This is a genomic window from Serinicoccus hydrothermalis, from assembly GCF_001685415.1.
Classification (GTDB): domain Bacteria; phylum Actinomycetota; class Actinomycetes; order Actinomycetales; family Dermatophilaceae; genus Ornithinicoccus; species Ornithinicoccus hydrothermalis.
On record NZ_CP014989.1, the window covers coordinates 3171748 to 3191130 of the forward strand.

General features: G+C 69.9%; 33 protein-coding genes and 1 pseudogene. All 34 read left to right on the forward strand.

Annotated elements, in window-relative coordinates; translation table 11 throughout:
- The first annotated feature begins 30 nt into the window (after positions 1-30).
- The 34 genes and pseudogenes from SGUI_RS14800 to truA all read left to right on the forward strand — a co-directional run bounded on the left by SGUI_RS14800 (position 31) and on the right by truA (position 19382).
- Entirely contained in the window at positions 31-663 is a 633-nt protein-coding gene (locus tag SGUI_RS14800) for a histone deacetylase (protein ID WP_157621870.1), read from the forward strand.
- A gap of 308 nt (positions 664-971) precedes the next feature.
- Positions 972-1280 (forward strand): 30S ribosomal protein S10, encoded by a 309-nt coding sequence (rpsJ, locus tag SGUI_RS14805; protein ID WP_006946210.1) that lies wholly within the window; start codon positions 972-974, stop codon positions 1278-1280.
- An 11-nt stretch (positions 1281-1291) separates the two neighbouring features.
- Entirely contained in the window at positions 1292-1963 is a 672-nt protein-coding gene (gene rplC / locus SGUI_RS14810) for a 50S ribosomal protein L3 (RefSeq protein ID WP_066643483.1), read from the forward strand.
- 7 nt (positions 1964-1970) lie between these two features.
- On the forward strand, positions 1971-2621 hold the full coding sequence (gene rplD / locus SGUI_RS14815) for a 50S ribosomal protein L4 (RefSeq protein WP_066641558.1): 651 nt from the start codon (positions 1971-1973) through the stop codon (positions 2619-2621).
- Positions 2618-2923, forward strand: coding sequence for a 50S ribosomal protein L23 (gene rplW, locus SGUI_RS14820; RefSeq protein WP_066641560.1), 306 nt, complete (start codon positions 2618-2620; stop codon positions 2921-2923). The genes rplD and rplW overlap by 4 nt, the downstream gene beginning before the upstream one ends.
- A 40-nt stretch (positions 2924-2963) precedes the next feature.
- On the forward strand, positions 2964-3800 hold the full coding sequence (gene rplB, locus SGUI_RS14825) for a 50S ribosomal protein L2 (RefSeq protein ID WP_066641562.1): 837 nt from the start codon (positions 2964-2966) through the stop codon (positions 3798-3800).
- 20 nt (positions 3801-3820) lie between these two features.
- On the forward strand, positions 3821-4102 hold the full coding sequence (gene rpsS / locus SGUI_RS14830) for a 30S ribosomal protein S19 (protein ID WP_010148667.1): 282 nt from the start codon (positions 3821-3823) through the stop codon (positions 4100-4102).
- A 35-nt stretch (positions 4103-4137) separates the two neighbouring features.
- The gene (gene rplV, locus SGUI_RS14835; RefSeq protein ID WP_066641565.1) at positions 4138-4503 is read left to right on the forward strand and encodes a 50S ribosomal protein L22; all 366 of its coding nucleotides are present in this window, start codon (positions 4138-4140) and stop codon (positions 4501-4503) included.
- A complete protein-coding gene (rpsC, locus tag SGUI_RS14840; RefSeq protein ID WP_066641569.1) occupies positions 4503-5375 on the forward strand; it encodes a 30S ribosomal protein S3 in 873 nt (290 codons plus the stop codon). The genes rplV and rpsC overlap by 1 nt, the downstream gene beginning before the upstream one ends.
- Entirely contained in the window at positions 5375-5794 is a 420-nt protein-coding gene (rplP, locus tag SGUI_RS14845) for a 50S ribosomal protein L16 (protein ID WP_066641570.1), read from the forward strand. Before rpsC ends, rplP begins: the two co-directional genes overlap by 1 nt.
- Positions 5794-6042, forward strand: a complete 249-nt coding sequence (gene rpmC, locus SGUI_RS14850; RefSeq protein ID WP_066641571.1) for a 50S ribosomal protein L29 — start codon at positions 5794-5796, stop codon at positions 6040-6042. Before rplP ends, rpmC begins: the two co-directional genes overlap by 1 nt.
- A 2-nt stretch (positions 6043-6044) precedes the next feature.
- On the forward strand, positions 6045-6386 hold the full coding sequence (gene rpsQ / locus SGUI_RS14855) for a 30S ribosomal protein S17 (RefSeq protein ID WP_066641572.1): 342 nt from the start codon (positions 6045-6047) through the stop codon (positions 6384-6386).
- Positions 6387-6494: 108 nt separating this feature from the next.
- Positions 6495-6863 (forward strand): 50S ribosomal protein L14, encoded by a 369-nt coding sequence (gene rplN, locus SGUI_RS14860; RefSeq protein WP_010148661.1) that lies wholly within the window; start codon positions 6495-6497, stop codon positions 6861-6863.
- 4 nt (positions 6864-6867) lie between these two features.
- Positions 6868-7212 (forward strand): 50S ribosomal protein L24, encoded by a 345-nt coding sequence (gene rplX / locus SGUI_RS14865; RefSeq protein ID WP_066641573.1) that lies wholly within the window; start codon positions 6868-6870, stop codon positions 7210-7212.
- A gap of 2 nt (positions 7213-7214) precedes the next feature.
- Entirely contained in the window at positions 7215-7814 is a 600-nt protein-coding gene (gene rplE, locus SGUI_RS14870; RefSeq protein ID WP_066641574.1) for a 50S ribosomal protein L5, read from the forward strand.
- Positions 7814-7999: a type Z 30S ribosomal protein S14 gene (locus SGUI_RS14875; RefSeq protein ID WP_009483068.1), complete on the forward strand. Its 186-nt coding sequence runs from the start codon at positions 7814-7816 to the stop codon at positions 7997-7999. The genes rplE and SGUI_RS14875 overlap by 1 nt, the downstream gene beginning before the upstream one ends.
- 125 nt (positions 8000-8124) lie before the next feature.
- A complete protein-coding gene (gene rpsH, locus SGUI_RS14880; RefSeq protein ID WP_066641576.1) occupies positions 8125-8523 on the forward strand; it encodes a 30S ribosomal protein S8 in 399 nt (132 codons plus the stop codon).
- A gap of 30 nt (positions 8524-8553) precedes the next feature.
- On the forward strand, positions 8554-9093 hold the full coding sequence (gene rplF, locus SGUI_RS14885) for a 50S ribosomal protein L6 (RefSeq protein WP_066641578.1): 540 nt from the start codon (positions 8554-8556) through the stop codon (positions 9091-9093).
- Between the two features lie 3 nt (positions 9094-9096).
- Positions 9097-9471 (forward strand): 50S ribosomal protein L18, encoded by a 375-nt coding sequence (gene rplR / locus SGUI_RS14890; protein WP_066641580.1) that lies wholly within the window; start codon positions 9097-9099, stop codon positions 9469-9471.
- Between the two features lie 39 nt (positions 9472-9510).
- Positions 9511-10182, forward strand: coding sequence for a 30S ribosomal protein S5 (rpsE, locus tag SGUI_RS14895; RefSeq protein WP_066641582.1), 672 nt, complete (start codon positions 9511-9513; stop codon positions 10180-10182).
- Entirely contained in the window at positions 10182-10364 is a 183-nt protein-coding gene (gene rpmD / locus SGUI_RS14900; RefSeq protein ID WP_066641584.1) for a 50S ribosomal protein L30, read from the forward strand. Before rpsE ends, rpmD begins: the two co-directional genes overlap by 1 nt.
- Position 10365: 1 nt before the next feature.
- Positions 10366-10836 (forward strand): 50S ribosomal protein L15, encoded by a 471-nt coding sequence (rplO, locus tag SGUI_RS14905; protein WP_066641586.1) that lies wholly within the window; start codon positions 10366-10368, stop codon positions 10834-10836.
- A gap of 185 nt (positions 10837-11021) precedes the next feature.
- Positions 11022-12347, forward strand: coding sequence for a preprotein translocase subunit SecY (secY, locus tag SGUI_RS14910; protein ID WP_066641587.1), 1326 nt, complete (start codon positions 11022-11024; stop codon positions 12345-12347).
- A complete protein-coding gene (locus SGUI_RS14915; protein ID WP_066641588.1) occupies positions 12347-12952 on the forward strand; it encodes an adenylate kinase in 606 nt (201 codons plus the stop codon). Before secY ends, SGUI_RS14915 begins: the two co-directional genes overlap by 1 nt.
- Entirely contained in the window at positions 12952-13827 is an 876-nt protein-coding gene (gene map / locus SGUI_RS14920; protein WP_066641591.1) for a type I methionyl aminopeptidase, read from the forward strand. Before SGUI_RS14915 ends, map begins: the two co-directional genes overlap by 1 nt.
- 175 nt (positions 13828-14002) lie before the next feature.
- A complete protein-coding gene (infA, locus tag SGUI_RS14925) occupies positions 14003-14224 on the forward strand; it encodes a translation initiation factor IF-1 (protein ID WP_022925313.1) in 222 nt (73 codons plus the stop codon).
- Between the two features lie 74 nt (positions 14225-14298).
- On the forward strand, positions 14299-14412 hold the full coding sequence (gene rpmJ, locus SGUI_RS14930; RefSeq protein ID WP_022925314.1) for a 50S ribosomal protein L36: 114 nt from the start codon (positions 14299-14301) through the stop codon (positions 14410-14412).
- Positions 14413-14619: 207 nt separating this feature from the next.
- Positions 14620-14997, forward strand: a complete 378-nt coding sequence (gene rpsM / locus SGUI_RS14935; RefSeq protein WP_066641596.1) for a 30S ribosomal protein S13 — start codon at positions 14620-14622, stop codon at positions 14995-14997.
- A 107-nt stretch (positions 14998-15104) separates the two neighbouring features.
- Positions 15105-15512, forward strand: a complete 408-nt coding sequence (gene rpsK, locus SGUI_RS14940; protein WP_058890650.1) for a 30S ribosomal protein S11 — start codon at positions 15105-15107, stop codon at positions 15510-15512.
- A 28-nt stretch (positions 15513-15540) separates the two neighbouring features.
- Entirely contained in the window at positions 15541-16149 is a 609-nt protein-coding gene (rpsD, locus tag SGUI_RS14945; RefSeq protein ID WP_066641598.1) for a 30S ribosomal protein S4, read from the forward strand.
- Positions 16150-16325: 176 nt separating this feature from the next.
- Positions 16326-17348, forward strand: a complete 1023-nt coding sequence (locus SGUI_RS14950) for a DNA-directed RNA polymerase subunit alpha (RefSeq protein ID WP_066641600.1) — start codon at positions 16326-16328, stop codon at positions 17346-17348.
- Between the two features lie 23 nt (positions 17349-17371).
- The gene (gene rplQ / locus SGUI_RS14955) at positions 17372-18049 is read left to right on the forward strand and encodes a 50S ribosomal protein L17 (RefSeq protein ID WP_083190722.1); all 678 of its coding nucleotides are present in this window, start codon (positions 17372-17374) and stop codon (positions 18047-18049) included.
- A gap of 98 nt (positions 18050-18147) precedes the next feature.
- Positions 18148-18360, forward strand: a pseudogene (locus SGUI_RS14960) (tRNA pseudouridine(38-40) synthase TruA); the annotation flags it as partial.
- Positions 18361-18518: 158 nt separating this feature from the next.
- A complete protein-coding gene (truA, locus tag SGUI_RS14965; protein WP_066641604.1) occupies positions 18519-19382 on the forward strand; it encodes a tRNA pseudouridine(38-40) synthase TruA in 864 nt (287 codons plus the stop codon).
- Position 19383 lies beyond the last annotated feature (1 nt).

A 19383-nucleotide genomic window follows, 5' to 3' on the forward strand; every position in this document is an offset into this window, starting at 1 on the left:
GCGGGCGCGCCGTCACGTACCGTCGTCCCCGTGCTCCTCTGGTACGCCGCGTACGGCTCGAACATGCACCGCGACCGGCTCCTGCGCTACCTGCAGGGCGGTCGTCCCGACGGCGCCCGCCGCACCTACGTCGGTGCACGGGACGCGGCGGCGCCGCTCGCCGACGCCGCCCTGAGCCTGCCCGGCTCCCTCCGCTTCGCGGGGGAGTCCCTCACGTGGGGCGGCGGGGTCGCGTTCTACGACCCCGACGCGGCAGCACCCGAGGACCGCGTCCTCGCCCGCGCCTACCTCATCACCGAGGAGCAGTTCGCCGACGTCGCCGCCCAGGAGATGCACCGGGCGCCGGGGGAGGCCCTCGAGCTCGCCACCGTGCTGGGCACCGGGCGGCACGCCCACGGCCCGGGCCGCTACGAGACGCTGCACCACGTCGGCGAGAGGGAGGGCCGCCCGGTCCTCACCTTCACTGCCGACCGCCCGGGCGACCTTCCCGCGAACCCCCCGGTGGGGGCATACCTGAGGACCATGGCGCGGGGGTGGGCCGAGGCGCACGGGATGTCGACCGAGGAGGTCGTGGACCATCTGTGGGCGAACCCGCAGGTGCGGCTCGGGTGGGACCGCACTGCCCTGCACGACCTGCTGACCGGGGCGCCGGCCGGGTCCTGAGGGGGCGGGGCACCGATTTGAGGTGCCGCGGCGCTTCATGGCACACTAGACAGGTTGCTTGACGCGCGGTGCACACCCATGTGTGCGTCGCCGGCCGTCCAGCACGCACCGCGAGCGGTGCGGGCGGCGGCAGCGCAAGCCCCGGCGGCACGACGTCGGGCACGGACACCGCCCACGAAGGATCGACAGATCAGTGGGGCGCGTCCGCGGGAGGCGCGACACGCCCGACCGCGGGGGTCGGTGAGGTGCTCGGCAGCGGCCGGACCCTGAATGTTCCAGATGGACGACGAGAGAGAGTCAGACAAGCGATGGCGGGACAGAAGATCCGCATCCGGCTGAAGTCGTACGACCACGAGGTCATCGACAGCTCGGCGCGCAAGATCGTTGACACGGTGACCCGTGCTGGCGCCACGGTGGTCGGCCCGGTGCCGCTCCCGACGGAGAAGAACGTCTTCTGCGTCATCCGGTCGCCGCACAAGTACAAGGACAGCCGCGAGCACTTCGAGATGCGTACCCACAAGCGGCTGATCGACATCGTCGACCCCACCCCAAAGGCGGTCGACTCCTTGATGCGTCTCGACCTCCCGGCGGACGTCAACATCGAGATCAAGCTGTGAGTGTGACCACGATGACTACTGCAACCACTGCATCGACCACGACGCGCACCCTCAAGGGCGTCCTCGGTGAGAAGCTCGGCATGACCCAGGTCTGGGACGCCGAGAACCGTCTCGTCCCGGTCACGGTCATCAAGGCCGGTCCGGCCGTCGTCACCCAGGTGCGCAACGCCGAGACCGACGGCTACGACGCGGTCCAGATCGCCTTCGGTGCGATCGACCCGCGCAAGGTGACCCAGCCGCTCAAGGGGCACTTCGCCAAGGCGGGTGTCACCCCGCGCCGTCACGTCGCCGAGCTGCGCACCGCCGACGCCGCCGACTACGAGCTCGGCCAGGAGATCACCGCCGAGGCCTTCGAGGGCGGCCAGAAGGTCGACGTCACCGGCACCACCAAGGGCAAGGGCTTCGCCGGCGTCATGAAGCGCCACGGGTTCTCCGGTGTCGGCGCCTCCCACGGTGCGCACCGCAACCACCGCAAGCCGGGCTCCATCGGTGGCTGCGCCACCCCGGGCCGCGTCTTCAAGGGCCTGCGCATGGCCGGCCGCATGGGCGGCGAGCGCCAGACCACCTCGAACCTGACCGTCCACGCCGTGGACGCGGACAAGGGCCTGCTGCTCATCAAGGGTGCCGTCCCCGGCCCCCGCGGCGGCGTCGTCCTCGTGCGCACGGCCGCGAAGGGTGCGTGAACCAGCTATGACCACCATCACCATCACCAAGCCCGCAGGCGGTGACGCCGGCACCGTTGACCTGCCCGCCGAGCTCTTCGACGTGCAGACCAACGTGCCGCTGATCCACCAGGTCGTCGTGGCCCAGCTGGCCGCGGCCCGCCAGGGCACCCACGCCACCAAGACCCGCGGCGCCGTCCGCGGCGGTGGCCGCAAGCCCTACCGTCAGAAGGGCACCGGCCGCGCGCGCCAGGGCTCGACCCGTGCGCCGCAGTTCGCCGGCGGTGGCACCGTCCACGGTCCGCAGCCGCGCAGCTACGCCCAGAAGACGCCCAAGAAGATGAAGGCCGCCGCCCTGCGCGGTGCCCTGTCCGACCGGGCCCGGCACGGCCGCATCCACGTCCTGTCCGCGCTGGTCGAGGGGGAGACCCCCTCCACCAAGACCGCGCGCACCGCGCTGCAGGCGCTGTCGGAGCGTCCGAACTTCCTCGTGGTCCTGGACCGCGCGGACGAGACCGGTCTGCGCAGCGTGCGCAACATGGCCGAGGTCCACGTGCTCTTCGTCGACCAGCTCAACACCTACGACGTGCTGTGCGCCGACGACGTGGTCTTCACCCAGGCCGCCCTGGACACCTTCATCTCCGGCGTGCGCGCCGCGACTGCCGAGGAGACCGAGTGAGCACTGCATCCAGCATCCAGAAGGACCCGCGGGACATCCTGCTCTCGCCGGTCGTGTCCGAGAAGTCGTACGCGCTGCTCGACCAGGGCAAGTACACCTTCCTGGTCGACCCGCGCGCGAACAAGTCGGAGATCAAGAAGGCCGTCGAGTCGATCTTCGACGTCAAGGTCTCCTCGGTCCACACGATGAACCGCCAGGGCAAGGCCCGTCGCACCCGCTTCGGCATGGGGCGGCGCAAGGACACGAAGCGGGCCATCGTCACGCTCCGTGAGGGCTCCATCGACATCTTCGGCACGCTCTGAGCGGCGCCGGGATAGATACGAAGCTAGAGGACTTTCGAGAATGGCTATTCGCAAGTACAAGCCGACGACGCCGGGCCGCCGTGGCTCGAGCGTGGCGGACTTCGTCGAGGTGACCCGCTCCACGCCGGAGAAGTCGCTGGTCAAGCCGCTCGCCAAGACGGGCGGTCGCAACACCTCGGGTCGCATCACGACCCGGCACATCGGTGGCGGCCACAAGCGGGCATACCGCGTCATCGACTTCCGCCGGGCGGACAAGGACGGCGTCAACGCCAAGGTCGCGCACATCGAGTACGACCCGAACCGCACCGCCCGGATCGCGCTGCTGCACTACACCGACGGCGAGAAGCGCTACATCATCGCGCCGAACCGGCTCAAGCAGGGCGACCTGGTCGAGAACGGCCCGTCCGCGGACATCAAGCCCGGCAACAACCTGCCGCTGCGCAACATCCCGGTCGGTACGGTCATCCACGCCATCGAGCTGCGGCCCGGTGGCGGGGCCAAGATCGCCCGCTCCGCCGGCGCCCGCGTCCAGCTGGTCGCCAAGGAGGGCGCGATGGCCCAGCTCCGGATGCCCTCCGGCGAGATCCGCAACGTCGACGCGCGCTGCCGCGCGACGATCGGCGAGGTCGGCAACGCCGAGCAGAGCAACATCAGCTGGGGCAAGGCCGGCCGCATGCGGTGGAAGGGCAAGCGCCCGACCGTCCGCGGTGTCGTCATGAACCCGGTGGACCACCCGCACGGTGGTGGAGAGGGCCGGACCTCCGGTGGCCGTCACCCGGTCAGCCCGTGGGGCCAGCCCGAGGGTCGTACCCGCAAGCCCAACAAGCCCAGCGACAAGATGATCGTGCGTCGTCGCCGGACCGGCAAGAAGCGCTGAGTTTAGGAGCAGTCCGAAGAATGCCTCGCAGCCTGAAGAAGGGCCCGTTCGTCGACGACCACCTCACCAAGAAGGTGGACGCGCAGAACGAGGCCGGAACCAAGAACGTCATCAAGACCTGGTCCCGCCGGTCGATGATCACCCCCGACATGCTCGGCCACACCCTCGCGGTCCACGACGGCCGCAAGCACGTCCCGGTCTTCGTGACCGAGTCGATGGTCGGCCACAAGCTCGGTGAGTTCGCTCCGACCCGCACGTTCAAGGGTCACGAGAAGGACGACAGGAAGGGTCGCCGGCGATGACGACCACCACGAACAGCACGGAAGAAGGATTCGTCATGGAAGCCAAGGCGCAGGCGCGGTTCGTCCGCGTGACGCCGATGAAGGCGCGCCGTGTCGTCGACCTGATCCGGGGCAAGAGCGTCCCGGAGGCCCAGGCCCTGATGCGGTTCGCGCCGCAGAGCGCCAGCGAGCCGGTGCTCAAGGTCCTGAACAGCGCGGTCGCCAACGCCCGTCACGCCGCGGACAACGCGGGCTCGGGCATCGACGAGGCCCGCCTCGTCGTGGCCTCCGCCTACGTCGACGAGGGCCCGACCATGAAGCGTTTCCGTCCGCGGGCCCAGGGCCGCGCGAGCCGGATCAACAAGCGCACCAGCCACATCACCGTGGTTGTCGCCGAGCAGACCAAGGGAGGTGCCCGCTGATGGGGCAGAAGATCAACCCGAACGGCTACCGCCTGGGCATCACGACCGACCACCGCAGCCGCTGGTTCGCCGACTCCACCAAGGAGGGTCAGCGCTACCGCGACTACGTGAAGGAAGACGTCGCGATCCGTGAGCTGCTGTCGACCGGCATGGACCGGGCCGGCATCTCCAAGGTCGAGATCGAGCGCACCCGGGACCGCGTCCGCGTGGACATCCACACCGCCCGCCCGGGGATCGTCATCGGTCGCCGCGGCGCCGAGGCCGACCGCCTGCGCGGCGCGCTGGAGAAGCTGACCGGCAAGCAGGTGCAGCTCAACATCCTCGAGGTCAAGAACCCCGAGGTGGATGCCCAGCTCGTCGCCCAGGGCATCGCCGAGCAGCTCGCCGCCCGCGTGACCTTCCGTCGCGCGATGCGCAAGGGTATGCAGTCGGCGCTGCGGGCCGGTGCCAAGGGCATCCGGATCCAGTGCTCGGGCCGCCTCGGCGGCGCCGAGATGTCCCGCTCGGAGTTCTACCGCGAGGGGCGGGTGCCGCTGCACACGCTGCGCGCGAACATCGACTACGGCCTCTACGAGGCCAAGACGACCTTCGGCCGGATCGGCGTCAAGGTCTGGATCTACAAGGGCGACCTGACCGCCAAGGAGCTCGCGCGCGAGGAGGCCCAGGCCCCCAGCGGTCGCGGTGACCGTCGCGGCGGGCGTGGCGGCCGTGGTGGTGCCGGCGGCGGCGGCGAGCGCCGTGGCCGCGCCCCGCGCCGCGACGAGGCGAGCAGCGCTGCGGAGATCACCTCCGCCGCCTCCTCGTCGGAGTCCGCCCCCCAGACCGAGTCGGCCGCGGCCACCACCGCGACCTCCGAGGGAGGGCAGTCCTGATGTTGATCCCCCGTCGCGTCAAGCACCGCAAGCAGCACCACCCCGGCCGCTCCGGCATGGCCAAGGGCGGCACGCAGCTCGCGTTCGGTGACTACGGCATCCAGGCGCTCGCGCCGGCCTACGTCACCAACCGGCAGATCGAGTCCGCTCGTATCGCCATGACCCGCTACATCAAGCGAGGCGGAAAGGTGTGGATCAACATCTACCCCGACCGTCCGCTGACCAAGAAGCCCGCCGAGACCCGCATGGGTTCCGGCAAGGGCTCGCCCGAGTGGTGGGTGGCCAACGTCAAGCCGGGCCGCGTGATGTTCGAGCTGTCCGGTGTGTCCGAGGACGTCGCCCGCGAGGCGTTGCGTCTGGCGATGCACAAGCTGCCCATGAAGACCCGTTTCGTCTCCCGTGAGGGTGGTGACATCTGATGGCTGTCGGTTCTGACAACCTGACCCCCGAGCAGCTGCGCGGCCTGGAGGACGGCCCCCTGGCCGACGCTCTGGCCGAGGCCAAGAAGGAGCTGTTCAACCTGCGCTTCCAGTCCGCCACCGGGCAGCTGGAGAGCCACGGCCGGCTGCGGGCGGTCCGCAAGGACATCGCCCGCATCTACACCGAGATGCGCGAGCGCGAGCTCGGCATCGGCCGTGAGTCCGACGAGAACGAGAAGGTGGGCTGAGCATGAGCGAGAGCACCCAGACCCAGGCCGACGCCACCGCTGAGGGTGTCGAGGCCCACGAGCCGAGCGAGAGCTCGCTCGGGCACGGCGGCGACCGCAACTACCGCAAGGTTCGCCAGGGCTACGTCGTCAGCGACAAGATGGACAAGACGGTCGTCGTCCAGGTCGAGGACCGCGTCAAGCACGGCCTCTACGGCAAGGTCCTGCGCACGACCAACAAGGTCAAGGCGCACGACGAGGACAACACCGCCGGCGTCGGCGACCGCGTCCTCATCATGGAGACCCGACCGCTGTCAGCCACCAAGCGCTGGCGTCTGGTCGAGATCCTGGAGAAGGCCAAGTAAGAACACCCCCGGGGGGCTCACGCCCCCCGGTGCACACCCCACACCACGACGTCTGGCCAGGCTCACGGCATACCGCGTGAGAACCAGCCGGCAGTAGGAGAACGAACAGTGATCCAGCAGGAGTCGCGACTGCGCGTCGCCGACAACACCGGTGCCAAGGAGCTTCTGTGCATCCGTGTGCTCGGTGGCTCCGGGCGCCGCTACGCAGGCATCGGGGACACCATCGTGGCCACCGTCAAGGACGCCATCCCCGGCGGCAACGTCAAGAAGGGCGACGTCGTCAAGGCGGTCATCGTGCGCACCCGCAAGGAGCGCCGTCGCCCCGACGGCAGCTACATCCGTTTCGACGAGAACGCCGCGGTCATCCTCAAGAACGACGGTGACCCCCGCGGTACCCGCATCTTCGGCCCGGTGGGCCGCGAGCTGCGCGACAAGCGATTCATGCGGATCGTCTCGCTCGCGCCGGAGGTGATCTGAGGACATGGCGAAGATGAAGATCAAGAAGAACGACCTGGTGCAGGTCATCGCCGGCAAGGACAAGGGCCTGCAGGGCCGCGTCATCGCCGTGCACACCGAGACCGACCGCGTCCTCGTCGAGGGCGTCAACCGCATCACCAAGCACACCCGTGCCGGTGGGCAGCGCGGCGTCAACACCGGTGGCATCCAGGTCCAGGAGGCCCCCATCCACGTGTCCAACGTGATGGTGGTCGACCCGGAGACCAAGAAGCCGACCCGGATCAGGACGCGCGTCGAGACGGTCGACCGGGATGGCCGCGAGAAGACGGTGCGCACCCGCGTCGCGGTGCGCTCGGGTAAGGACCTGTGAGCATGACTGACACGATCACCGACAACGAGACCGAGCAGACCCCGGCGGGCGCTGCCCCCGCGCCGCGGCTCCGGAGCCGCTACCGCGAGGACATCGTGCCGGCCATGTCCGAGCAGTTCGGCTACGCCAACCCGATGCAGGTCCCCGGCCTGGTCAAGATCACGGTCAACATGGGCGTGGGCGAGGCGGCCCGGGACAGCAAGCTCATCGAGGGCGCGATCCGCGACCTGGCCACGATCACCGGTCAGAAGCCGTCGGTCACCAAGGCCCGCAAGTCGATCGCCCAGTTCAAGCTGCGCGAGGGTATGCCGATCGGCGCCCACGTGACGCTGCGTGGCGACCGCATGTGGGAGTTCCTCGACCGGCTGCTGGCGCTGGCGCTGCCGCGCATCCGCGACTTCCGCGGCCTGTCGCCGCGCCAGTTCGACGGCAACGGCAACTACACCTTCGGCCTCAACGAGCAGTCCATGTTCCACGAGATCGACCAGGACAAGATCGACCGCGTCCGCGGCATGGACATCACGGTCGTGACCACCGCCAAGACCGACGACGAGGGTCGGGCGCTGCTCAAGCACCTGGGCTTCCCGTTCAAGGAGAACTGATGGCCAAGACCGCGCTGATCAACAAGGCCAACCGCAAGCCGAAGTTCAAGGTGCGCGCCTACACCCGCTGCCAGCGGTGTGGCCGCCCGCACTCGGTCTACCGCAAGTTCGGCCTGTGCCGTATCTGCCTGCGCGAGATGGCGCACCGGGGCGAGCTCCCCGGCGTGACCAAGTCGAGCTGGTGACGGCGGGGCACCCGCCCCGGCCGACGGCATACCGCACCACCTGCACCTGAGAAACCACCACCTGGAACATCGAAGGTCGCCCGGGACACCCGGGGGAAACCGCGATGAGAAAGGGCACGAAGCCCATGACCATGACCGACCCGATCGCGGACATGCTGACCCGGATCCGGAACGCCAACTCGGCGCACAAGGACCAGGTCTCCATGCCGTTCTCGAAGCTGAAGGCCACCATCGCCGAGATCCTCAAGGCCGAGGGGTACATCGCCTCCTGGTCCTCTGCGGAGGCCGAGGTGGGCAGCACGCTGATCATCGACCTCAAGTACGGACCCAACCGGGAGCGCTCCATCGCCGGTGTGCGACGCGTGTCCAAGCCGGGCCTGCGCGTCTACGCGAAGTCCACCAACCTGCCCCGCGTGCTGGGCGGCCTGGGCGTGGCGATCATCTCCACGTCCTCGGGCCTGCTCACCGACCGCCAGGCGGCCGAGAAGGGCGTCGGCGGCGAAGTGCTCGCCTACGTCTGGTGACCCGGAGCAGAAGGTAAGGAGCAGAGAACAATGTCTCGAATCGGACGACTCCCCGTCACCGTGCCCTCCGGGGTGGACGTGGCCATCGAGGGCTCGACCGTCACGGTCAAGGGCCCCAAGGGTCAGCTCGCGCTCGACGTGGTCGAGCCCATCTCCGTCGCCGCCGGCGAGGACGGCAGCATCGAGGTGACCCGCCCGGACGACGAGCGTGACTCGCGGTCCCGGCACGGCCTGACCCGCAGCCTCATCGCCAACATGGTGGAGGGTGTGACCAACGGCTACACCAAGAAGCTGGAGATCCACGGCACGGGATACCGCGTGGTGGCCCGGGGCAGCGACCTGGAGTTCGCGCTCGGCTACAGCCACCCCATCCTCATCACGGCCCCGGAGGGCATCACCTTCCAGGTCGAGAACCCCACCCGGTTCTCGGTCACGGGCATCGACAAGCAGCAGGTCGGCGAGGTCGCCGCGAACATCCGCAAGCTGCGCCGCCCCGACCCCTACAAGGGCAAGGGCGTGCGCTACGAGGGTGAGCGCATCCGCCGCAAGGTCGGAAAGGCTGGTAAGTAAGCCATGGCACAGATCGTCAAGCGCGCCAAGAGCAAGAACGCCGCGCGGGGCCGCCGCCACACGCGGCTGCGCAAGAAGGTCACCGGGACCGCGCAGCGGCCCCGCATCGTGGTCAACCGCTCCTCGCGGCACGTCTTCGTGCAGCTGGTGGACGACACCCGCAGCGCGACGCTCGCGTCCGCCTCGACCATGGAGGCAGACCTGCGCTCCGCGGAGGGCGACAAGACCGCCAAGGCCAAGCGGGTCGGCGAGCTGCTCGCCGAGCGCGCGAAGGCGGCCGGCGTCGACGCCGCGGTCTTCGACCGTGGTGGCAGCCGTTACGCCGGCCGGGTGGCCGCGATCGCGGAGGGCGCCCGCGAGGGCGGCCTGTCGCTCTGACAGACCCCGACAGACAAGCAAGGAAAGAGGAACCTTCCTATGGCTGGTGACTTCCAGCGCCGCGGCTCCGGTGGCAGCTCTGCCTCCGGTGACGCCCGCGACAACCGTCGGGGCGGCCGCGACAACAACCGAGACAACCGTGACGGCCGTGGTGGCCGTGGCGGGCGTGACGACGACCGCAACCAGTACCTGGAGCGCGTCGTCACCATCAACCGCGTGGCCAAGGTCGTCAAGGGCGGCCGCCGCTTCAGCTTCACCGCGCTCGTCGTGGTGGGTGACGGCGACGGCACCGTCGGCGTCGGCTACGGCAAGGCCAAGGAGGTGCCCGCGGCGATCTCCAAGGGCGTGGAGGAGGCCAAGAAGAACTTCTTCCGCGTGCCCCGCATCGCCGGCACCATCCCGCACCCCATCCAGGGCGAGGACGCCGCGGGCGTCGTCATGCTGAAGCCGGCGAGCCCCGGTACCGGTGTCATCGCCGGTGGCCCGGTGCGCGCCGTGCTCGAGTGCGCCGGCATCCACGACGTGCTCAGCAAGTCGCTCGGGTCGAGCAACTCCATCAACATCGTCCACGCCACCGTGGCGGCCCTGCAGGGCCTGGAGCAGCCGGAGTCGGTCGCGGCCCGTCGGGGCAAGTCCCTCGAGGACGTCGCCCCGCACGCGATGCTCCGGGCGCGCGCCGAGGCTGCCGCCGAGGCGAAGGCAGGTGCCTGATGAGCAAGCTCAAGGTGACCCAGATCAAGTCCACCGTCGGCACGAAGCACATGCACCGGGAGACCGTCCGGAGCCTGGGCCTGAAGCGGATCGGTGACACCGTCGTCAAGGAGGACCGCCCGGAGTTCCGGGGCATGGTCCGCACGGTCGCCCACCTGGTGACCGTGGAGGAGGTTGACTGATATGGCCGACAGCACCGCCCGCCGCGAGGCGGCCGCGCTCAAGGTCCACCACCTGCGTCCGGCCCCCGGGGCGAAGACCGCCAAGACCCGCGTGGGTCGCGGCGAGGCGTCCAAGGGCAAGACCGCGGGTCGCGGCACCAAGGGCACCAAGGCCCGCTACCAGGTGCCCGAGACCTTCGAGGGTGGACAGACCCCGATGCACATGCGGCTCCCGAAGCTGCGCGGGTTCACGAACCCGTTCAAGGTGAGCTACCAGGTGGTCAACCTGGACACCCTCGCCTCCCTCTTCCCCGAGGGGGGCACCGTCGGGCCCGCCGACCTGGTGGCCAAGGGCGCGGTCCGCAAGGGCCAGCCGGTCAAGGTCCTGGGCACCGGCGAGGTCTCCGTCAAGCTCGACGTGACCGCCGCCCGGTTCTCGGCCTCCGCCAAGGAGAAGATCGAGGCGGCCGGCGGCACCACCACCGAGGCCTGACCAGAGCCATCCGCACGGCCAATCCACGTGAGGTCCTGCGTCGCCACGGCGACCGCAGGGCCTCACGTGCTTTCCGACCCACCGCCCGCCGGTGTTATCGTCAACGACGATCCATGGCTCGTCACCGGGCCTGACCGTCGCCCCGACGCGCCGCGCGAGTCGACCGGCCCCTCAGGAGGACCTGAATGCTCTCCGCCTTCGTGCGCGCGTTCAAGACGCCGGATCTTCGCAAGAAGATCCTCTTCACGCTCGCGATCATGGCGCTCTACCGCCTCGGGACGCACATCCCGACCCCCGGCGTGGACTACGGCCTGGTCCAGCAGTGCCTCAACACCGCCGAGCTGTCGGGCAACGTGCTGGGTATGGTCAACCTCTTCTCCGGCGGCGCCATGGTGCAGCTGTCGGTCTTCGCGCTCGGCATCATGCCGTACATCACCGCGGCCATCATCGTCCAGCTGCTCACCGTGGTCATCCCACGCTTCGAGCAGCTGAAGAAGGAGGGGCAGGCCGGGCAGACCAAGATGACGCAGTACACCCGCTACCTCACGATCGGGCTCGCGGTGCTGCAGGCGTCCACCCTGGTGACGATCGCCCGGGAGCCCGCCCGGCTCTTCGGTGCGGCGTGCACTTCGGTCATGCCGGACGAGGGCATCTGGACCCTCTCCCTCATGGTGCTCACGATGACCGCCGGCACCGGCCTCATCATGTGGCTGGGGGAGCTCATCACGGAGAAGGGCGTCGGCAACGGTATGTCGCTGCTCATCTTCATCTCCATCGCGGCCGGCTTCCCGGCGGCGCTCGGCGCGATCTACCAGAGCTCGGTGACCACCTTTGTCCTGGTGATGCTCCTGGGCCTGGTCATCATGACCCTCGTCGTCTACGTCGAGCAGTGCCAGCGCCGGATCCCGGTGCAGTACGCCAAGCGGATGATTGGCCGGCGGCAGTACGGCGGGACCTCGACCTACATCCCGCTCAAGCTCAACATGGCCAACGTCATCCCGATCATCTTCGCCAGCTCGATCCTCATGCTTCCCTCGCTGCTGGCCAACTTCAACCGCCCGACGGAGGCCGGTGCCACGGCACCGGGCTGGGTGACCTTCATCGACCGCTTCCTGTCGATGGGGGCGACCGGCTCCGGGACGCACTGGCTCTACATGATCCTGTATGCCGCGATGATCATCTTCTTCTGCTTCTTCTACACCTCGGTGACCTTCAACCCGACCGAGGTGGCGGACAACATGAAGCGCTACGGCGGGTTCATCCCGGGCATCCGCGCGGGGCGCCCGACGGCGGAGTACCTCGAGTACGTCATCAACCGGATCACCACCCCTGGCGCGCTCTACCTCGCCGGCCTGGCGCTCATCCCGCTCATCGCGTTCAACGTGATGGGGGTGGCCAACTTCCCGCTGGGCGGCGCGTCCATCCTCATCATCGTGGGTGTCGGTCTGCAGACCGTGAAGCAGATCGAGTCCCAGCTCCAGCAGCACGACTACGAAGGGTTCCTCCGCTGATGCGACTGATCATGCTCGGACCGCCCGGGGCCGGCAAGGGCACCCAGGCCGTCCACGTCTCGGCCACCCACGGCATCCCCGCGATCTCCACCGGCGACATCTTCCGCGCCAACATCAAGGACGAGACCGAGCTGGGGCTGCAGGTGAAGCAGATCACGTCCTCCGGCGGCTACGTCCCGGACGAGATCACCAACGCCATCGTCCGCGACCGTCTCGCCCAGGACGACGCCGCGCAGGGCTTCCTCCTCGACGGCTACCCGCGCACCACCGGTCAGGTGGAGGCGCTGGACGAGATGCTCGGCGACGCCGGGCACCAGCTGGACGCCGTGGTGGAGCTCACCGTCGACACCGACGAGGTGGTGCAGCGGCTCCTGGCCCGGGCCCAGGAGCAGGGTCGCGCCGACGACACCGAGGAGGTCGTGCGGGAGCGGATGCGCCTGTATGCCGAGGAGACCGCGCCGCTGGCCTCGCGCTACAAGGAGCGCGGCCTGCTGCGCCGCGTCGACGGCATGGGCGAGGTCGCCGAGGTGACCGCCCGCATCGAGGCGGCGCTGGAGGACGTCACCCGGTCCGCCCCGAGCGACGTCCCCGCCGACGGGCGCTGATGTCGATCTTCCGTCGCCGGTCCCGCATCCAGGCCAAGACCCCGGACCAGCTGCTCGCCATGAGGCGCGCCGGCCGGGTGGTGGCCGACACCCTGGCGCTGGCCTCGGAGCGGGCCGTGGCCGGTGTCTCGACCGGTGAGCTGGACGCGCTGGCCGAGGACGCCATCCGCAGCAGCGGCGCGGTGCCGAGCTTCCTCGGCTACCACGGGTTCACCGGCAGCCTGTGCATCTCGGTCAACGACGAGGTGGTCCACGGCATACCGGGGGAGCGGGTGCTCGCCGACGGCGACCTCGTCTCGATCGACTGCGGGGCCATCGTCGAGGGCTGGCACGGTGACGCGGCGATCAGCCTGGTCGTCGGGGGCAGGGACCGCGGCACCCCGGCGGACCTGGCCCTCATGGACGACACCGAGGCCTCGCTCTGGGCGGGGATGGCAGCCCTGCGTCCCGGCGGCCGGCTCTTCGACGTGGGGGACGCGGTCGAGGCCAGCGTCGACGGCGCGCTCGAGCGCCGTCGCGCCGAGGGCGTCCCCGGGGTGGACGTCTACGGCATCCTCGAGGACTACACCGGGCACGGCATCGGCCGCGAGATGCACATGGACCCGCACGTGCCGAACTACGGCGTGAGCGCACCGGGCCCCACGGTGCCCTCCGGCGCGACGCTGGCGGTCGAGCCGATGGTCACCCTCGGCAGCATCGAGACACGGACGCTGGAGGACGACTGGACCGTCGTCACCAGCGACGGCAGCCGGGCCGCGCACTGGGAGCACACCGTGGCGGTCACCGACGACGGCCTGTGGGTGCTCACGGCCGTCGACGGGGGAGCGGCCGGCCTGGAGCGGGTCGGCGCACGCTTCGCCCCCCTCGCCGACTGACCCGACTGCGGTCACCTTCCTGCAACCTCCATCACCCTCCAGCGCGATGGAGGTTGCAGGAAGGTGACCGCAGTCCGACGAGGCCGGCGATTGGCCTTGGGGGTTGCCCTTCCCGTACGATGGTGCGTCGGCCCTGCGTGGGCCGAGACCAAGCAATACAGGGAATGTGGAGGACATGGCGAAGAAGGACGGCGTCATTGAGATCGAGGGCACGGTTGTCGAGGCCCTCCCGAACGCGAACTTCCGGGTCGAGCTGACCAACGGTCACGTTGTGCTGGCTCACATCTCCGGGAAGATGCGGCAGCACTACATCCGGATCCTCCCCGAGGACCGGGTCGTGGTGGAGCTCAGCCCGTACGACCTGACCCGCGGTCGCATCGTCTTCCGTTACCGCTGAGTCGCGACGGCCCCAGGGCCGTCCGTCCCGGCACCATCCCCTGATCAGATCCCTCCACCCGAAGGCAGGAAGCCATGAAGGTTCAGCCGAGCGTGAAGAAGATCTGCGACAAGTGCAAGGTGATCCGCCGTCACGGCCGGGTCATGGTGATCTGCGACAACCTGCGCCACAAGCAGCGCCAGGGCTGAGCAGAGAGCGATCCGCGCGCGTCGCAGCTTCGATGCGTCCGCACGACCACAACTGAATACACAGATGACGCAGTACCCGACCCCCGCCGACCGGCGGGACGTCACCTCCGGCCGCGAGAGCCGGGGACCGCGGGCGATCGAGCCCACCAGACGATGCGGACCGGTGCTGCACCAGACTCTCGCACGATTTCCAAGGAGCACTGCCAGATGGCACGACTCATCGGTGTCGACCTGCCGCGCGACAAGCGCGTCGAGGTCGCTCTCACCTACATCTTCGGCGTGGGACGCACCCGCGCCGCCTCGACGCTGGAGGCCACCGGAGTGGACCCCTCCATCCGCGTCAAGGACCTGACGGAAGAGCAGCTGGTCGCCCTGCGTGACCACCTCGAGGGCAGCTTCCGCCTCGAGGGTGACCTGCGCCGTGAGGTGGCCGCCGACATCCGCCGCAAGGTCGAGATCGGCAGCTACCAGGGCCTGCGGCACCGCCGCGGTCTCCCGGTGCACGGTCAGCGCACGAAGACCAACGCGCGGAGCCGCAAGGGCCCCAAGCGCACGGTCGCCGGCAAGAAGAAGGCCACCAAGTAGTCACACGTCGGTGGGCCTCGCCCCCGACCACCCCCCGCTGCGGCTCCAGCCCGGACCTCACGTCCGGCCCGGGCGCGCAGCCCACGCTCTTCCGCTAGGAGAAATGCATGCCCCCCAAGAGCCGTCAGGCCACCGGCGCCCGCAAGGTGCGCCGCAAGGAGAAGAAGAACGTCGCCTTCGGGCAGGCTCACATCAAGAGCACGTTCAGCAACACCATCATCTCGATCACCGACCCGACCGGTGCCGTCATCGCCTGGTCCTCCTCGGGCCAGGTCGGCTTCAAGGGGTCGCGCAAGTCGACCCCCTACGCCGCACAGATGGCCGCCGAGGCCGCCGCGCGTCGCGCGATGGACCACGGCATGAAGAAGGTCGACGTCTTCGTCAAGGGCCCGGGCTCGGGCCGCGAGACCGCGATCCGCTCGCTGACCGCCGCCGGCCTCGAGGTCGGCGCGATCTCCGACGTGACGCCCCAGGCGCACAACGGAGTCCGCCCGCCCAAGAAGCGTCGCAACTGACCGCCCCGGAAGGAACCAGGTAAGCATCATGGCCCGTTACACCGGACCCATCACCAAGAAGTCCCGCCGGCTCAAGGTCGACCTCGTCGGTGGCGACAAGAACTTCGACCTGCGCCCCTTCCCCCCGGGGCAGCACGGTCGCCGCCGCAGCCAGGAGAAGGAGTACCTGACCCAGCTGCAGGAGAAGCAGAAGGCCCGCTTCACCTATGGCGTCATGGAGAAGCAGTTCCGCCGCTACTACGCCGAGGCGGCCCGTCGCCCCGGCAAGACCGGCGCGAACCTGCTCATCATCCTCGAGTCCCGCCTCGACAACGTGGTCTACCGGGCCGGCCTGGCCCGCACCCGCCGCGCCGCCCGTCAGCTGGTGACCCACGGTCACTTCCTGGTCAACGGCAAGCGCGTCGACGTGCCGAGCTACCGCGTCGAGCAGTACGACATCATCGAGATCCGTCCGCAGTCGGTGGAGACCTTCCCGTTCGAGCTGGCCCGCCAGACCTACGGCGACCGCCCGGTCCCGGCCTGGATGAAGGTCGTGCCCGGCTCGCTCAAGGTGCTCATCCACCAGCTGCCGACCCGGGAGCAGATCGACACGATCCTCACCGAGCAGCTGATCGTCGAGCTCTACTCGAAGAACTGAGCGGGTGGGGGCCGTGCCCCCAGCCATCCCCGCGGGCGGCAGGTATGCGGTGCCCACCGCATACCTGCTCCTCGCCTGTCGGGACCACGGACAGAGGTGGTCCCGGCGCCGGCCCTGCGAGGCCGGCACTCTCTCGCGGCGTCATATAGCGGTCGCCGCAGGAAAGGAACAGAACAGTGCTCATCGCACAGCGCCCCACCCTCACCGAGGAGGTCGTGTCCGACACCCGGTCGCGGTTCGCCCTCGAGCCGCTGGAGCCGGGCTTCGGCTACACCCTCGGCAACTCGCTCCGCCGGACCCTGCTGTCCAGCATCCCGGGTGCCTCGCTCACCAGCATCCGCATCGACGGCGTGCTGCACGAGTTCTCCACGATCCCCGGGGTCAAGGAGGACGTGACCGAGGTCATCCTCAACCTCAAGTCGCTGGTCGTCTCCAGCGAGCACGACGAGCCGGTCGTCATGTACCTGCGCAAGCAGGGTGCCGGCCCGGTCACCGCCGCCGACATCGCCCCGCCGGCCGGTGTGGAGGTCCACAACCCGGACCTGCACCTGGCGACGCTCGGGGAGTCCGGCACCCTCGAGATGGAGATGACCGTCGAGCGCGGCCGCGGCTACGTCTCGGCCCAGCTCAACAAGTCCGGTGAGCAGGAGATCGGCCGCATCCCGGTCGACTCGATCTACTCCCCGGTGCTGGCCGTGACCTACAAGGTCGAGGCCACCCGTGTCGAGCAGCGCACCGACTTCGACCGCCTCGTCATCGACGTCGAGACGAAGAGCTCGATCGCTCCCCGCGACGCCGTCGCGTCGGCCGGGCGCACCCTCGTCGAGCTGTTCGGCCTGGCCCGTGAGCTCAACTCCGAGGCCGAGGGCATCGAGATCGGGCCCTCCGTCGGTGACGGCGCGCTGGCCTCGGACCTGGCGCTCCCGATCGAGGAGCTGGACCTCACCGTGCGGTCCTACAACTGCCTCAAGCGCGAGGGCATCCACAGCGTGGGTGAGCTCGTCGGCCGCAGCGAGGCGGACCTGCTCGACATCCGCAACTTCGGCGCGAAGTCGATCGACGAGGTCAAGGACAAGCTGGCCGAGATGGGGCTGGCGCTCAAGGACAGCCCGCCCGGGTTCGAGGGTGCCGCCTCCTACGAGGACGGCGCCTACGAGGACGAGGGCGACGCCGCCTTCGCCGAGGACGAGCAGTACTGAGACCGAAGAACTAAGGAGAACTCATGCCTTCCCCCAAGAAGGGTCCGCGCCTCGGCGGCGGTCCGGCGCACGAGCGCCTGATCCTATCCAACCTGGCGACTGCTCTCTTCGAGCACGACCGCATCACGACCACCGAGGCCAAGGCCAAGCGGCTGCGCCCGCTCGCCGAGCGCCTCGTGACCTTCGCCAAGCGCGGTGACCTGCACAACCGCCGCAAGGTCCTGGCCATCGTCCGGGACAAGGGCGTCGTGCACCGGCTCTTCACCGAGATCGCGCCGGACGTGGCGGAGCGTCAGGGTGGCTACACCCGCATCACGAAGATCGCGCCGCGCAAGGGCGACAACGCCCCCATGGCCGTGATCGAGCTGGTCCGGGAGCCGGTCGCCAAGAAGGCCGTCGTCACCCAGGCCGAGGGCGCCACGAAGCGCTCGGCCAAGGACCGTGAGGCCGCCGCGATCAGCGATCCTGAGCTCGAGGCGGAGGAGCCGACCACGACCGACGCCGCCGAGGTCGACGAGGCCCAGGCCGAGGTCGAGGCCGCCGACGCCGCCGCCGAGCAGGGCGCCGAGCCGGCCGCCGACGGCGAGCTCACGGAGGTCGCGGACAACGAGGCCGCCGAGGACACCACCGAGGCCGCGATGGTCTCCGGCGGTGCCGACGACGCCGAGCAGCCGGCGGAGGACGACGACACCACGAAGTGAGTCGTCGCGTCCCCGACGCACCGCAGGGCCGCCCATCCCCTGACAGGGGGTGGGCGGCCCTCGTCGTCCCCGCCCGCGGCGCAGGGCAGGATGGGCGGGTGCGCATCCGTCTCGACCTCGCCTACGACGGCACCGACTTCTCCGGGTGGGCCCGGCAGCCCGGGCTGCGTACCGTCGAGGAGACCCTGGCCCTGGCTCTGGCTACGGTGCTGCGCGGCGACCCGCCGAGGCTCACCGTCGGCGGTCGCACCGACGCCGGGGTGCACGCCAGGGGCTCGGTGTGCCACCTGGACGTCGACGAGGCCGCGATGGTCTCCGGCGGTGCCGACGACGCCGAGCAGCCGGCGGAGGACGACGACACCACGAAGTGAGTCGCCGCGTCTGCGACGCACCGGTGGGCCGCCCATCCCCTGACAGGGGGTGGGCGGCCCTCGTCGTCCCCGCCCGCGGCGCAGGGCAGGATGGGCGGGTGCGCATCCGTCTCGACCTCGCCTACGACGGCACCGACTTCTCCGGGTGGGCCCGGCAGCCCGGGCTGCGTACCGTCGAGGAGACCCTGGCCCTGGCTCTGGCTACGGTGCTGCGCGGCGACCCGCCGAGGCTCACCGTCGGCGGTCGCACCGACGCCGGGGTGCACGCCAGGGGCTCGGTGTGCCACCTGGACGTCGACGAGGCCGCGTGGACCCGGCTCCCCGGCCGCTCGGACCGCCCGCCGGGGCAGGCGCTCGTGACGCGGTTGCGAGGCGTGCTGCCCGACGACGTCGTGGTCCGGGACGCGACGGAGGTGGACGCGGGCTTCGACGCCCGTTTCTCCGCGCTGCGGCGCCGCTACAGCTACCGGCTGCTGGACCGGCCCGAGCTGGCCGACCCGCTGCGGCGACGGGACACCGTCGTCGTCCGGAGGGAGCTGGACGAGTCAGCCATGGACTCCGCCGCGCGATCGCTGGTCGGGCTGCGCGACTTCGCCGCCTTCTGCAGGCCGCGCGAGGGGGCCACCACCGTGCGGACGCTGCTGGACTACACCTGGTCACGGGGAGAGGACGGGGTGCTCGTGGGGACGGTCGTCGCCGACGCCTTCTGCCACAGCATGGTGCGCGCCCTCGTCGGGGGCGTGGTCCCGGTGGGTGAGGACCGGCGACCGGTGTCGTGGCCGGCGGAGGTGCTCGAGGCGGGGGTACGAGATCCGGCGGTGCGGGTCATGCCGGCGCACGGCCTGTGCCTCGAGGAGATCGTCTATCCCGGCGAGGTCAGCGAGCAGCTGGCCAGGGCGCAGGAGAGTCGGACGACCCGTGCCCCCGTCCGCCCGGGCGACGACACGTCCCCGGGGAGCTAGG